At 41.6% G+C, this 15,165-nt stretch carries 10 protein-coding genes; 5 read left to right on the top strand and 5 right to left on the bottom strand.

Annotated elements, in window-relative coordinates; translation table 11 throughout:
- Positions 1 to 4: 4 nt before the first annotated feature.
- The 5 genes from yfiR to pgaA all read right to left on the bottom strand — a co-directional run bounded on the left by yfiR (position 5) and on the right by pgaA (position 7,129).
- Complete coding sequence (gene yfiR, locus BM100_RS01895; RefSeq protein ID WP_244590541.1) at positions 5 to 475, bottom strand: regulatory sequestration protein YfiR; 471 nt, start codon at positions 473 to 475, stop codon at positions 5 to 7.
- Positions 476 to 816: 341 nt separating this feature from the next.
- Positions 817 to 1,242: a poly-beta-1,6-N-acetyl-D-glucosamine biosynthesis protein PgaD gene (gene pgaD / locus BM100_RS01890; protein WP_092507407.1), complete on the bottom strand. Its 426-nt coding sequence runs from the start codon at positions 1,240 to 1,242 to the stop codon at positions 817 to 819.
- Positions 1,239 to 2,570 carry a poly-beta-1,6-N-acetyl-D-glucosamine synthase gene (pgaC, locus tag BM100_RS01885; protein WP_092507405.1) on the bottom strand — a complete coding sequence of 444 codons (1,332 nt, stop codon included), beginning with the start codon at positions 2,568 to 2,570 and terminating at the stop codon, positions 1,239 to 1,241. The genes pgaD and pgaC overlap by 4 nt, the downstream gene beginning before the upstream one ends.
- The gene (pgaB, locus tag BM100_RS01880; protein WP_092507403.1) at positions 2,563 to 4,599 is read right to left on the bottom strand and encodes a poly-beta-1,6-N-acetyl-D-glucosamine N-deacetylase PgaB; all 2,037 of its coding nucleotides are present in this window, start codon (positions 4,597 to 4,599) and stop codon (positions 2,563 to 2,565) included. The genes pgaC and pgaB overlap by 8 nt, the downstream gene beginning before the upstream one ends.
- Positions 4,600 to 4,609: 10 nt before the next feature.
- The gene (gene pgaA / locus BM100_RS01875) at positions 4,610 to 7,129 is read right to left on the bottom strand and encodes a poly-beta-1,6 N-acetyl-D-glucosamine export porin PgaA (protein WP_211284481.1); all 2,520 of its coding nucleotides are present in this window, start codon (positions 7,127 to 7,129) and stop codon (positions 4,610 to 4,612) included.
- 873 nt (positions 7,130 to 8,002) lie between these two features.
- Here pgaA and BM100_RS01870 point away from each other — a divergent pair.
- From BM100_RS01870 to BM100_RS01850, 5 genes are all read left to right on the top strand, one after another.
- Positions 8,003 to 9,358: an isochorismate synthase gene (locus tag BM100_RS01870; protein ID WP_092507856.1), complete on the top strand. Its 1,356-nt coding sequence runs from the start codon at positions 8,003 to 8,005 to the stop codon at positions 9,356 to 9,358.
- A gap of 709 nt (positions 9,359 to 10,067) precedes the next feature.
- Positions 10,068 to 10,598 carry a fimbrial protein gene (locus BM100_RS01865; RefSeq protein WP_092507401.1) on the top strand — a complete coding sequence of 177 codons (531 nt, stop codon included), beginning with the start codon at positions 10,068 to 10,070 and terminating at the stop codon, positions 10,596 to 10,598.
- A gap of 278 nt (positions 10,599 to 10,876) precedes the next feature.
- A complete protein-coding gene (locus BM100_RS01860) occupies positions 10,877 to 11,557 on the top strand; it encodes a fimbrial biogenesis chaperone (protein WP_092507399.1) in 681 nt (226 codons plus the stop codon).
- Positions 11,558 to 11,624: 67 nt separating this feature from the next.
- On the top strand, positions 11,625 to 14,165 hold the full coding sequence (locus tag BM100_RS01855; RefSeq protein WP_092507397.1) for a fimbria/pilus outer membrane usher protein: 2,541 nt from the start codon (positions 11,625 to 11,627) through the stop codon (positions 14,163 to 14,165).
- Between the two features lie 13 nt (positions 14,166 to 14,178).
- On the top strand, positions 14,179 to 15,066 hold the full coding sequence (locus BM100_RS01850) for a fimbrial protein (RefSeq protein WP_092507395.1): 888 nt from the start codon (positions 14,179 to 14,181) through the stop codon (positions 15,064 to 15,066).
- The last annotated feature ends 99 nt before the right edge of the window (positions 15,067 to 15,165 follow it).

Raw genomic sequence — 15,165 nt, 5'->3', positions numbered from 1 at the left:
AAGATTATTCCACCTTGCGTGCCAATTGAAGGACATTCGGATTCACGCGTACACCACTGCGTGTCAGAATATCGAGATTTAGGCTGAATGTTGCTTGGGTACTGTCGATGTTTAAGCAGAATGCACTGCCAATTTCACATTGAGAATTATTTTCCGCAATTGTCAGCAGGGGTTTACTGTTTTTTTTGCTAATAACCAGATGTTGGCGTGACGGATCAATCTGGCCATAGTAAATAACATCACATTTTTCTATTAATTGCTCTACGTTGAAATTCAAAGTTTCTATTTGTAATTCTGTATCATCAGAAATCATATTTAGATTGGCTAAGGCACTAATGTAATTGGACGGAGGTACCAGGCATAAACGCAGGACTGTATGTGTAGCTGGCCAATGTGTATAACTGATGATGCCAGAAACCACTCGTGCGACGTTTTCATTGAGTTTTATTTTTTCACTGGTATCAGTCATAGCCATGACTGTTGAATTACTTATCACGACGGTTAAATATGAGGCAGTCAATAACCGCAGAAATAATCTGAAAATACACTGGGTATTAATAATACATTTGAAAATTGTACGCTCACAAAGATGATGAATCCGTTCAATCACTTGCATAACGTTTTCCGGTAATTGCCTTTCATATGGTGTAAATAATAATGTTCAGGTTACGAATAAGAGTATGTTCTCAGTAAGAACCTATCTCATCATGGTATTAATGATACCGTCTGAGATAGGTTGTAAAATCCATTGATAACCAAAGAGTATTATTTGAGATTGGTGTTTCAGTATAATTTACTTCCTAAATTAATAGGCTGCTAACTCTGTATCGATGAGTTTTTATTGATTTCCATTATATGTCCATGATTGTCATAAGTGATACTGGAAACTTTGCTTTTCCGTAAGGCATCTAATAATTCTTGTTCCAAGAAAAAACTTTTTGCCACTTCTGCATGAGTAAGAAAGGGGCGATGACTGCGTCGTTCTATTTTGAAACGATATTGGTTGTACCTTGCCCAGCCGATTAACAGGAGTGCATTGAATATTGCAATGGCGATATAAAGGGTTATTGACCCCCACTCTGAAGTGAATGTCAGAATAAAAGGCTTGGGGCCATTGTGGGAGGCGTAAAATAAGCCCAGTACGAATAAATAGATAAATCCTGCCCAAGCGAGAATTGTCAGTAAAATATCGATCAAGCGAGGTGATAGTTTTTGTTCGGTAAAAATCAAGGGATCTTTCATGATTCGATTCTCTCTATTCCTCGATCAGGGCTTTCCCAGCGTGCTCGTTTTCTGCGTACTTTGAGCATGACTTTGGGAAAAGAGATCAGTGTCGTAAACAGATTCAGCATCCAATACACCATTGGATACCAAATTACCCAGAACAGCGATGAAGCAACGTGTTTTTCATAGCGCCGTTCAATGATTAAACTAATGGCAAATTGAAGCAGGCAAGTGGCTGCCAGTATTAACCCGGTATAACCGGGTGGAAACAACGTATAAACCCGAATGTTTTCTGGTAATGCGACTACCAAGCCAAGGAAAAACAGAATAATGGAAAGGGCAAAGGTGAATGACCAAATAACCGAACAACAAAATTCGGCAAATAATACCCACATCCGGCGATATTCCCATGACCACAATTTGCGTAGATTTTTCAGGAACACTTCCGCACCGCCCTGTGCCCAGCGCAATCGCTGCTTCCACAATCCCCGCAGAGTTTCAGGCATCAATATCCAGCATATGGCACGGGGTTCGAAGAAAATAGCCCAATGATGTAGCTGAAGTTTCCAACTCACATCAATATCTTCGGTGATCATGTCGTTGCTCCAATAGCCGACGTCTGCCAGCGCCCTGCGGTTAAAGGCGGCGACAACCCCAGAAACGGTAAAGACTTGACCATAAACCCGTTGAGTTCGTTTGATCAGGCCAATGATGGAAGAAAATTCACCGACCTGAACCCGGCCGACTAAGGTTGAACGTGTCCGAACCCGAGGATTGCCGGTTACCGCGCCCACACGGGGATGATCAATCATGGGTTTGACTAACCAAGCGGCAGCATCGCGATCGAGCAACGCATCTCCGTCAATGCAAACCAGATAATCACTATTGGCGGCGGCAGCCCCGGCTTGAAGTGCGGTGGCTTTCCCCTGATTCTGCTTTAAGTGAATGACTCTTAAGGCCTGATACTGTTTTGCTATGGCATTGAGTTCATCTGCGGTGCTATCGCTTGAGCCATCATTGATAGCAATGACTTCAATGTTGGGATAACGCTGGTTTAGTGCCGCCAGCAATGTTTCACGAACATTTGGCCCTTCGTTATAACAAGGAATTAAGATTGAAATGAGAGGATTGCCTTCAAGGTGAGGCGCTTGTTCATCAATAATTTTCCAGTGCCTCTCCCGATAGAACCAAAAATAGATGCCGCCTGAAATCCAAATGGCAGACATAAACAGAGGCCAGAAAAAAACAAAGTGCAACATAACTTCGCCGGTAAAAGTCACCGCGATGCCAAGAGGGATGCTCAATACGAGGCTGAGCGCGAGAAATGCAAGGATACGGTCAATCATTGAGTGGATACCATTCTGGAGAAAGAACTGGGCGAATCTCGTTCATTTCTGGTTGATCGTTGAGAAAATCATCAGGGTAATAACCAAAACTCTGCGCACCATTGAGCTGCAATTGACGCATCCATTCTGCTATCTGCCGTCCGGGGATTGCTCTTTTATTTATTGGCTTGCGCCAATCCACGGATTGAAGCTCAAAAACAGTTTTTTCCAGCGCCTGTGGGCGTTGTGCGATGATTTTTACTAAGCGGGACAACCACTGATTGCTTTTTGACAGGGGAACATTTTCCATTAGTGGCATAGCCATTGGAGCAACCCAATCATAATGGGCAAGAAAATCATCCAGATTTTGCGCAAACCACTCCTCACTGTCAGGTTCGAGAATTGGCATGGCAAAGATATTGCGTGCGGTTTTGAGTTGATAGCCCCGTATAGATTTAAGTTCACGGGTTAGTTCATGGGTGAAATCAACCAGATACTGGCTTTTTAAACGGGTCCAACGGGCGAATTGTTCAGGATCCTGACGAATGTCGGCAATGGATTTGGACAGCCCCGCAGCTTGGTAGACCTTGATGGCATCAGGACCGGCGTCTTCAAAATCCGACATGACCGCATCATCGTGATACAAAATTCCCTGAAAAATAGCATGGGCCGCTAAATCCTGATAAATCTCTTTGATTCGCTGGCGGTTCTCAGGGCTATAGGGAGATAAACGGCGATATTGCGTAGGGTTCACAAACAGCTTATTGCTATTTTCATTGTAGCTCATGATACGTGGCAATGAGGGATCCAGTTCAAATGCCAGAACCGGCATCCATGCGTAAACATCAATGTTCAGTCGGCTGTGGAGCTGCCAAGAAACACGATTGAACAGATCTGCCCGCATCGGTAGCCAGCGATTGGGAAAATAGAGTTGGTGCACATTGCCATCTCCTTTGGGATCGGCAAACGCTTGCAGAAAAACAGTATTGACGCGGAGATCAGCGATGCGCTGGACAAGTTCGTCGAGATTGCTGGCCTGTTGAATCGGATCCGAATCATAAACATAGTCCAGATCAATATGGGCAATCCGCATAATGCGTTTGTTTTGCACCTGAATGATCTGTTCCGCAAATTCTTTTAGAGAAGGATTATTGGTAAGCAAAATGCGTGGAACATTATCGAGGTTATTGACATCTGCCAGCCCATTATCCAAGGTCAAAGACATCTTGTAGCCGTGGCGCTTGGCTATTTCCAGTGTTACGCCACTGTCCATGCCATAAGGCCAGACCCAAACCCGTGGCTGCTTGCCGGTTGCAGCAACAATTTTTTGGGTGATGGTGGAAATATCTTTTTCCATCCGTTGGCGAAAGGCCTGTTCATTTTCATATTTACCCGTCTTGGGGTCATAAATGCGAATGGCGGCGGCAGGCTCTGTATTGCCTTGTGGATTACCAATAGCGCCATAATGATGTTGATAAGTATGGGCGCCAATTTCCACCAAACCAGAGCGAGACATCTCGGCTATTTGTTCCCATGTAGTAAAGCGTTCCCGTGGCACCATCAGACCACCAAAGTTCACTGGCTTGTCAAAGGGAGCATCAACCCAGATCCCGACCGGTGCCAGAATGGCAGGCCAGTTATAGGCTTTGAGCAAAGGAAAAACACGATGATAAAAACTGCTGTAGCCGTCGTCGAAAGTCAGCAACACAGCCTTGGGCGGAAGGGGGACGCCACCTTGATTGGCCGCAAGGATCTGATCGACCGTGATGGGCTGGTATCCATTCTCCCGCAACCAGGCAAATTGATCATTCAAGGCGCTGGTGCGGACTGACATAAAACGTTGGTCTGCACCATCATCTTCGACATCATGATAAGCCAGAACCATGTAACCATTTTTTGGCCAGGCGCGCTCATTCATGGGAAGCGGACGCTGTGCTGGTGGAATGAAATCTGGTTTTTCTGCGTATGCCACCGTATGAAATTGGGAAAGAATGAGGCTAATCAGCAATGCTGATATCATTAACCAGTGGCGAAAAACATTGTGTGTCATAAAAAATCCTTTAGAACCGATAGATTAAATCAAAAGCAGCTTGCAGATTGCGCTCGCGTTTACCGTCATAAGGACGCTTGTCTAGTGTAATTTTCACCCCGGCATCAATGACATCATTCCACTTAATGCGTTGGCCGTATCCCACCATTGTGATTAATCCATTGCTATAGTCCTGCTGCCAATATTGCCCGATGCCTGCTTCAAGTTGTTGGCTCCAGACCGTTTGGTAATGGCGGTATATGATGTGATCTGCTGCCAATTTAGGCAGAAATGTGTAATCACTTCTGGGATTGAAATAAGGTGTATTGTTTTGGGTGTCGCTGAGACGGTTCTGGTATTTGCCACGAAGATTATTGTGGGATGCGCTCAGTTCCAAAGCTGCATCAAGTTTTAAATACGGTGTGGTATACAAACGTTGAATGCCGTCGATGCCATATTCAAATCGATTATTGCCGTCTGAGAAAAACAAAGGTGCGAACCGTACAGTCCATTGGCTGCGTTCACTCTGTTTCCAGCGCGTATAAATTTGCCCGCCGTTGGCGTGGATATTGCTGTTCAGGGCGCGCAATGGTGTACTACGGGAAAGACGTTCAACTGAGCCTCCCAGCCGCCACTGATCATTGAAATCATGCCATCCGGCGATACGTAGTCCTGTATTCTTACCATGCCGATAGTCACGGACGGAGATTTCACTTTCCAACCAAAAACCCCGTGAGCGCCATTCAATACCGCCACGCAGATCACGGTTCAGGCCTTGGCCTTCTGAAAATTGCCCGCGATTGTAAATACCACCGGCAAATAGGCGCCAATTATCATTAATCGGCGGGCTGTAGAGCACCACATCAATATCTGAATTATGTTTACCACTGTTAGGGCTTTCGGAGTCAATGCCCTGATTGATGTTGACGCGAAGTTCTGACATGTGATGCACATTGCGTAGCCGATCAAAGCGTCTGGCAAGCATGTTTTCTGGTGTACGGGCAATCACATCATCGGCCAGTAAATCCATTTGCTCCCACTCTTGCAGAGCCAAGGCGGTAAAACCCTGCTGGATTTCCAGAAAAATATTGCGAGGCTCAATTCCTTCAATTTGTTTCAGCTCACTTTCTGCCCGACGCGGCCAACCGCGATCCAGCCAAACAGCAGCCAGATCCATGCGTAATTTCTGGTTGCCGGGCGCGGTGCGGGCCAAATGAGTAAATTGCTTTTCTGCCAGAGGGAGATCTTCTTGTAGCTGTGCCGATTCAGCTAAAAATTGTTTCCCTTGCAACCAGTTATCATTGGGAACAGGTATGGGGGAACCAAAAACATTGACCATATATGCATTCCGTTGCTTGATGCTGCTGGCAAGTTGCTGTGCCTGCGCGAGATGCTCACTTTCGACATCTGCATAGAAAAGGACACTATCATCTTCTGGGGAAACTGCGGGCGCAGGCGTTTTGCCGACAGTCAGCATATTGCCGTTGGGATAATTCAGCGAACGTAAAATATCCCGCGCCTTGTCAGGTTGGCGCAGGTTCAAATAAGCCGAAGCCAGCCATTTTCGCGCATATTCCGGCATATTTATTCCTTCGGCCTGCAAAGAGTGATATTCATCGATCACTTCTTGCATACGATGGCGGGCGAGAAGGGCACCGAGGCGATCGATGCGCCCCCGTTGGTAATCTTGCTGGGCATCCGGCAACGCCTGCCATTGTTTGAACATCTGTTCGTAACGGGCAAGGGCTTTGTCTGCGATATCAAATCGCTCTTTCTCGCTCCGGTTAGGCATTATTGACAGCCGAACCAACTCTGCTGCGGCATCAGATTCCAATCTGCGCATTTGTTCTGGGGATAATTGCGCCGTATATTGCTGCCCTAAATTCCATGCAGGGCCGTTCAAGCGATTGTTTTTCAGGCTGGCAAGATAATCCTTCGCCACTTCTGTATTATTGGGAAACCGCTCATGGGCTGTAGAAAGCATTTGCATCGCATCCCACCTGCGTCCGGCTGCCTGATCAACATATGCCATTAAACGATAATTGGCCGCATTGGGTTGGTGTTCGAGTAAATTCTTTGCCAGATGACGTGCCTCTTTATCCTGTTTGGCATCAGCCAATGTCATGATAAGACCGGCTTTTATATCATCGTTTTGTTTTTCTAAAGTCAGTGCTGTACGCCACAGTTGAATTGCCTGTGGCCACTGGCGTTCATTGCGATAGGCTCGGGCAGCAGCCGTTATTCCTCTGGCAGGGATAGACATTGAGCGGTAACGTTGCCAAAGGGAAATGACTTCATCATCATGCCCGGCCCAGCTTGCTATTTGCAGCCAGTCGGCAATTTGTGAGGAAGAAAGGTGGCGCTGTTTCTCTTCCTGACGAATATATTCAAGCATGGGAGCAGTATTCCCATTTCTGGCTTGTTGAATTAATGAATCGTAATCCATTTGTGCAGCTTCTGTTGTTATTGCACAACCTAATGATATAAATAGCGATAACAGTTTATACCGATATCTATGATAGCCTATCGGACGGAAATAAAGATATGACACGGTATCCCCTTTTTATACTGCCCATTGATTTTTAGAACAGCAAAATTAGATGGAACTAGATTTAATTTAAATTAAGGAGAGTTTTTTAACTATCCATTTTTGAAGAGGCAGAATAATACGCACTGGGTTAATTTATATCAATGGGGAAAATTCAGAAAATAAATACCCTTATTTAATTTCAGTTTGATATTATTTGAATTAAATATAGTAATATCGAATTATACCTTCGATAACTAATTATATATTTAATTATAAAAATCATTATGTTACGTAAAATTATTTGAGATTTATTAAAATTTAAGAAAGGAAATGGATAGTCATTTTAACTTTTTCAATAAAAAATACTTAGTCTGAGTGCAAGTGTTTTTCATTGTTGTTTTTTATAAAAACAACATAACTTCCCCATGATTTATTATCACAATAACTAAGCTACTGGCTTGAATAAGATGAGTTATTAACCCTATTTGCTACGTTTTAAATGGGGGGTTTATTATCGGGATAAAATATTAATTAGTATTGAAGTTTTCAATGAAGAATAAATAAACAATATTAAACTAATGGATTTTATTTCAGAATTTAAATATGGTTGATTCGTCAGCCACTGGTTATATTTTGAAATTAAATTCTATTTTTATGGGCACTGTAAGTAATAATATATTATTGAAGGGAATTATATTCATTAGGATTAAAGCTGTTTTCACCCAGCTGTCTGCTTGGCAACTGACTGCACCCAAAAGGTAGCAGGACATCTAAGAAACTAAGGTACCGTAGGTAAAAAAACTCCCAAACGATAACCATATAAACGATAGTGCTTTCATAATTTTTGGTGGCTCGTATAATTCTTTTTTTATCATGTTGTTAACGGGGAAAGCTGTGAACCAAATTGCCAATATTATCGCTAATGTATGCGAGTCTCTTAATGCTGAAAATGTTAGCGAAATTGGCATCCAATCGTTTTCTTTCGCATTGCCGGCTGGCAAAAGTGACCAGTGGCTGGCATGGTTAGCCGCCCAGCCTCATTACCCTCAGTTTTACTGGCAACATAGAGAAGGTCATGAAGAAGTTATTGCTTGCGGGAAAATTCGTCTATTCAGCAACATTCGTGAGGCTGAGGAATTTCTCCAGCGGCATCACCAATTCTCCCAAATGCGGCTTTGGGGTTTAAATGCTTGGAATAAAGTGAATTTTTATCATCCTTATGATGAAAATGCAGGGCAGGGCAAACTCGAAGATGCCATGTGTGGAGAGAGCTTTCTGTTTCTCCCCCGGTTTGAATTACGCCGTTATCATGATGAAAATCGTTTATACATCAATATTGATGGAAAAACTGATATAGAAAATGCCTGCCAGTTCCTTAGTCAGTTTCTTCCCCATGAAACACTTTACCCGTTACAGACAGCCATTTTGCAGGCAAGGCACACACCTGAGCATGGACGGTGGAATATTCTGCTTGGTCAGGCACTGGATGCCATTACCCAGAATAAAATGGAAAAAGTTGTCATGGCACGAAAAACTGAGCTGATCCTCAATTCCTCTTTGCCGCCAGCCCAATTTATGGCAGCCAGCCGTCAGGTAAATCACCACTGTTATCATTTTATGCTGGCATTTGATGCTGAACGCGCTTTTATGGCTTCGACACCTGAACGGCTGTATTACCGAAATCAGTTACAGCTCTATACTGAAGCATTGGCTGGGACGGTGGCCAATGCTGAAGATGCTCAGGAAGCTGCTGAATTGGCCCAATGGTTGCTGGGAGATAAAAAAAATCAGCATGAAAACCTGATTGTTGTCGATGATATTTGCCAGCGTTTGCAAGGTGGTGTCACATCGATTGATGTTGGTTTGCCTGATGTGATCCGTTTGAGAAAAGTTCAGCACCTGCGTAGACATATTCGTGGCGTCTTGAAGCAGGTAAGCGACAGTGATTGTTTGCGTCGTTTGCAGCCAACGGCGGCTGTTGCAGGTTTACCCCGTGAGGCAGCACGGCAATTTTTGACGGAAAATGAGCCATTTAACCGTGAGTGGTATGCTGGCTCAGCGGGGTATTTATGTCTGGAACAGAGTGAATTTGCTGTTTCACTGCGTTGTGCGCAGATCCATGACAATAAACTGTCATTGTATGCGGGGGCAGGTATTGTTGCTGATTCAGATCCTGAACAGGAATGGATTGAAATAGAGAATAAAGCCGCCGGTTTGCGTACATTGCTGATCAATTTGATTGATGAGTAAATTATTTTTCTATATCTCTCAGGTCGCTATTCAATATCATTTCTGTGGGAATATTAATTTCGTTATTTATTATCATCATTAATTTGATTAATTTTCCAAATGGCGATCTGATCATTTATTGACCTTAAGAATTCTGTTAATTCTCTGCTGATATCTAATCTGATTTTTCCTTGCTCAAAATCATCGTTTTTTATTTCTATCATTTTGAATTTACACAATTAATCAATATAAAAACAGATGATTCCATTAGTTAATATAACTTTATAAATCATTTAATTGGTAAAGCAAAACATAGATTATTTTTATAAAACAACTGTTATCATTAGAGTGCTAATTATATATAATTTTATAATTAGTGATTTTTCAGCATTAAATTTATTGATTTCGCTTATACATAATGCGCTATAGTAAACATTTAGTAAAAATGTAGCATAAAGTTCTGAATATATATGCTATTCGGGGAATTATGTTGATCTATGTTAAATTAACGCTATTATGATCCTGTCTTAACCAAAATGCTCAACCTAATCTCTTATAGGCCACATAGGGGACGGGAGAGCTGCGTTATTTGGATGAAAGGCAATCGTTGTAGATGCGCTAACGAAGTGTGTCGGAAGTGTCTATCAAGTACATGATCATATTTCCTTATCTTCTGTAATTTTTAATCAGTTGAGAGGATTATTTATATTGACTAATGGGGTTTAATTTAATGAAATCTAAGCTGCTTATTTCTTCTCTTTTCGTTTCTTCTTTATTTGCTACAACTGCAAATGCAGCAAATGGCATAGTTCGGTTTGAAGGAGAAGTAATACAGAATGCTTGTAAGGTTCATAGCGACTCTGCGGATCAAACCGTTAAAATGGGAGTTGTTAGTTCTAGCTCATTCAAAAATGTAGGTGACACCGCTGCACCAACAAAATTTGAAATCAAATTACTGGATTGTCCAAGCGAGATGAAAGAAAACCATGTGACTATTAAATTTGATGGTCCTAGTGATAACCAAAATAGAGATCTTTTAGCGTTGACCAAAGAGAATAATGCTGCAACTGGTGTTGCTATCGGCATTTATGAAGCAGACACTCAAGCTAATATTTCTTTAGCTTCACCTTCTAATAATAATTCACTTGTTAAAGGTGGAGAGCAATCGTTAAAATTCGTTGCTAAATATGTTGCCACTCAAAAACAGGTAGGTCCAGGCGCTGCTAATGCGGTAACTAACTTTACTGTAGCATATAATTAATAGTTTCAAATTCATATATTATCCTTGATAACTTTCTAGTTACAGTTAAATTCAAAAAACTGTAGTTCGAGAATTTATACCTTATAGATTTCGAGTTTCAATGCGTTGGTAAAAGGGAGACTATTCCGGGAGCATATTCAATTATGTTTGCGGGAGGAGTGAGTGTGGCCAACAAAAATATAACTTGAAAGACTGTGGGTATATGTGTGTAAACCTGACAAGGATGCTGGGTTTTCCTTATTAAATATAACCAACCATAATTGGGTGGAGAAATAACCGTGTCCTGTTATCGTCTGTTCTTTGTTATTTTATTCTATTTTTTAAGTGGTAGTATCGCTGTTGCAGGTGTTGTTATTGGTGGAACCCGAGTTGTTTATTTAAGTGATAAGAAAGAAGTTTCTATTTCTGTGACTAATCCTGAACAGGATTCTGTTTATCTGATTCAGACATGGATCCAAGATGAAAACGATAAAACAAAGACCCCTTTTATCGTAACGCCACCATTATTTAAGCTACCGGCCAACAACGAAAATGTTGTGCGAATTGTTAAGGTTGGCAATGAATTCCCAATGGATCGGGAATCAGTATTTTGGGTTAATATTAAATCTATTCCCAAGATATTAAATTCAGACTCAAATATAAACCAGTTGCAAATCATCGTGAATTCGCGATTAAAATTATTCCATCGCCCTGCACAGTTGAAAGATAAGGCGGTGGTTGCTTATAAAAAAATTAAATTTAAAAAAGAAAATGGGAAACTGATAGCTGAAAACCCTACGCCTTATTTTATCTCATTTTCATCTCTTTATGTTGATAATCACAAAATTAACCATGCCGGTATGATTAAGCCTTTTGGTCAATTAAGTTGGCCTTTGCCGCTTCAAAACGCTCAAAAAGTAAATTGGAAGGCTATTAATGATTATGGCGGTGAAACTCAGGCTGAATCTATGGATATTTAATTTTTATATCCAGTGAATTTTAAATCATAGCCAACAAAACGACTTCATCACATTTTAGAATATTTATATGCCAAAACATATCAAACATAATCTTGCCAATCGATTTTATCATGGCAAGAATTATAGATTTTTACTTCCCGCATTGATTGTGATAGGAGATTTTTCTTATCACATAACAGGACATGCGGAAGATAAATTCAATATCCAAGCACTAAAAATTGATGGGTTATTGCCTGAAGATATAGATTTGTCTATTTTCAAAAACGATTTGCAGCCACCGGGAAATTACTTGGTGGATGTTTATTTAAATACCAAAGAAATAGGCAAAGAACGTCTTGAATTTATTGTGGAGGATAAAAAACTAAAGCCAAAACTAACCGTGAAGCAATGGCAGGAAATGGGCGTTAAACTGGATATGTTTCCTGCATTGGCTGATTTACCTCCCGAAACAGTTGTGACAGATATCGGTAAATATATCCCTGACTCAAGTGTTGATTTAGATTTTAATCGGCAACAGCTCATTATTAGTATTCCGCAAATAGCGTTGAATTATATCGCTAAAAATGATATTTCCCCTAAGTTGTGGGATCAGGGGTTAACCGCCTTGATGATTAATTATCATTATACTGGATCCACAAATTGGCAAAATCAGCATGATTCAACGCGGAGTAATTTCCTGAATTTGGCATCAAGAGCGAATTGGCAATCTTGGCGTTTTCGTAATGAAGCTATTTACTCCGATCAGAATAAGCATTGGCAAAGTACCAATACGTATTTACAGCGTGATATTCATCCCCTCAAAGGGCAGTTGACGATTGGTGATAGTTTTACATCCAGCCGTTTATTCAGTGGGTTGCAATTCCGTGGCGTTAAGCTTGCATCTGATGAAAATATGTTACCGGATAGCCAAAAGGGCTTCGCCCCTGTTGTGCGTGGTATTGCCCAGAGCAATGCTCAGGTAACAATTAAGCAAAATGGTTATGTGATTTATCAGACTTATGTTCCTCCGGGGGCATTTGAAATTAACGATCTGTATCCAACAACAACCAGCGGTGATTTAGAAATTATCGTCAAAGAGGCCGATGGCCGAGAGCGAGTGTTTACTCAGGCATTCACAACAGCCCCTATTATGCTAAGGGAAGGCAATATCAGGTATTCATTGGCAATGGGGCGTTATCGCACAATGAGTAACTACAAACGTAAACCGTATTTTTTCCAGGGAGAATTGAACTACGGTTTGCACAAAAAACTGACTGCTTATGGCGGAACGATTTTATCCCATAATTATCAATCAGCTTTGCTTGGAACGAGTATCGATTTAGGCAACTTTGGCGCACTTTCGACCCATATTACCCACGCATGGGCTGAATTGCCCTCAAATAAAAGAACAACAGGTCTAGCCTATGGGGTGGAATATACGAAAAGTTTTTCTCAGACAGGCACGTATTTTACGGTAGCGGATTACCGATATGCGACGAAAGGTTTTTATGATTTTGCTGAGGCCAATCGTATTGACACATCGCCTTATTATTCTGGAAGCCTGAATAAAAAAAATAAATTGCAGTTACAAATTAACCAATCATTGGGGGATCTTGGCGGATTATATATCTCGGCATCGCAGCAAGATTATTGGAAAAAAAAGGGACATGAGCGCTCAGTTAATGCGAGTTATAACGTTAGTTACGAAGGAATCAACTATAGTCTGTCTTATTCCTATAGCATGCAGCCGAATGCCAGCGAGCATGATCAACTATTTTCACTGAGTGTCAGTATTCCCCTCGAGCGTTGGTTGAAAAATAGTTGGGCGAGCTATGGTGCTAATTTCAATGGACACGGCCACCTGTCACAGCAAATCAATCTGAATGGAACCATGTTGGCGGATAATAATCTGTCCTATAGTTTGCAACAAAGTTATGCCAATAAAGACAAGGAAACTAATGGCGGTATCCATGCGAATTATAAAGGAAATTATGGCCAAGTCAGTGCCGGGTATAACTATCAATACGGAAATGAGAAGCGTCATAGCCAGCAATTAAATTACGGTATTAATGGTGGAATTGTCATTCATCCCTATGGGCTAACGCTCTCTCAGGAGATTGGTGAAACCGCAGTATTAGTGCGGGCAAAAGATGTGAAAGACATCAAAATTGCCAATCATGCAGCCGTGACTACGGATTGGAATGGTTATGCCGTTGTACCTTATGCCAGCAGCTACCGTAAAAACAGGGTGGCTTTGGAACCGCACTCCTTTGCTGACGATGTTGATATTGAGGTGAATACACAATCTGTTGTACCGACAAAAGGCGCACTCGTTCTGGCTGATTTTCAAGCCCGCGTGGGAAACAGGGTTTTGATGTATCTGTTTTATCGTGGCAAACCAGTTCCTTTTGGCGCCACAGTCATGCTGGAGAAATCAAACGAGCTTGATGAAGCCCCGCATGCAATTGTCAGCAGCGAAGGGCAAGTCTACCTCACGGCCATGCCGGATAGTGGCAAGTTACGGGTTCAATGGGGGGGAATAAACTCCAAAACCTGCATGGTCAATTATATCCTGCCGGAAAAAAGACCATCATCTGGCGTATATACCTTGGATATGAATTGTGAATAGGATCCTGCTTTATATGTTTATTTTTTATAAGAAATACCCATTATTATTGGCTGCCATCGGTGTGTTAACTGGATTATTTATCAATGATAGTTATGCAGGCTCTTGCCGTTTCAAACCCGGTTTGACAGAAAAAGAATTCAATATTAGTGGAAATTCAGAATATATTGTGGGCAGAGACATAAGAGTGTGGAAATCGATTGGTGCCTATCCCATAAATATGAATATAATGGGAACACAAAGCTACTCTTGCAGTTCTCAGGAAAAAATCGTCTGGGAAGTAAACGGGCATTCCCATGTTATAACAAACAACGGGCCGATTTATGATACAGATATACCGGGTATCGGTATGCAGATCCGGAATCAAGGCGAGCAAGCAGAGATTGATTTTGTTAAAACAAAACATGAAATCGGCTTCGGTACTATGAAACCGATTACAATTACAGCCCGCGTATCAGATCTTAGAATATATTCTATAAAAATCATAGGAATAAAGTTCTCAATGTCTAGTTGTAATCTGGAGAACGGTAATATTCTTGTCCCGATGGGCAAGATAGGAACTAGAGATTTCTCTGGTATCAATAGTACGGCGGGAGAGCGTCCATTTGATATTAATTTAGAGTGTAATTCCAATACACCGATTGGGCTTGTATTCGGAGCAACGAGTTCCGGCAGTACTAATGATGTATTGGGCGTTGAGCAAGACAATGGTTCAGCGGAAGGTGTTGGTATTCAGGTTTTATATCAAGAGCAACCTGTGATATTTAATTCTTTGGTTAAACTGGGTAACAGTGAGCATGGCACTTATTCGATTCCTTTCAAGGCTCGCTATATCCAAACAGCTGACCATATCACCGCAGGTAAAGTCAAAGCAACGGCAACATTGGATATCAATTATCCTTAAGTTACCCTAACTTGTAAGGTCAGCCATAAGTTATTTTTGGCTGGCCTTCTCTTTTATAATTAAATAAACCCATCTCCAAGCAATTTCATACATTAGCCT

The sequence above is a fragment of the Xenorhabdus mauleonii genome (genome assembly GCF_900113945.1).
Taxonomy (GTDB): Bacteria; Pseudomonadota; Gammaproteobacteria; order Enterobacterales; family Enterobacteriaceae; genus Xenorhabdus; species Xenorhabdus mauleonii.
This window is presented reverse-complemented; position numbering and strand designations above follow the sequence as displayed.

What these genes read in the sequence shown, in the direction of transcription:
- BM100_RS01855 (WP_092507397.1), top strand. Translation starts at nt 11,625, where the DNA reads ATGCCAAAACATATCAAACATAATCTTGCCAATCGATTTTATCATGGC.
- yfiR (WP_244590541.1), bottom strand. Translation starts at nt 475, where the DNA reads ATGGCTATGACTGATACCAGTGAAAAAATAAAACTCAATGAAAACGTC.
- pgaC (WP_092507405.1), bottom strand. Translation starts at nt 2,570, where the DNA reads ATGATTGACCGTATCCTTGCATTTCTCGCGCTCAGCCTCGTATTGAGC.
- BM100_RS01850 (WP_092507395.1), top strand. Translation starts at nt 14,179, where the DNA reads ATGTTTATTTTTTATAAGAAATACCCATTATTATTGGCTGCCATCGGT.
- pgaD (WP_092507407.1), bottom strand. Translation starts at nt 1,242, where the DNA reads ATGAAAGATCCCTTGATTTTTACCGAACAAAAACTATCACCTCGCTTG.
- pgaB (WP_092507403.1), bottom strand. Translation starts at nt 4,599, where the DNA reads ATGACACACAATGTTTTTCGCCACTGGTTAATGATATCAGCATTGCTG.
- BM100_RS01865 (WP_092507401.1), top strand. Translation starts at nt 10,068, where the DNA reads ATGAAATCTAAGCTGCTTATTTCTTCTCTTTTCGTTTCTTCTTTATTT.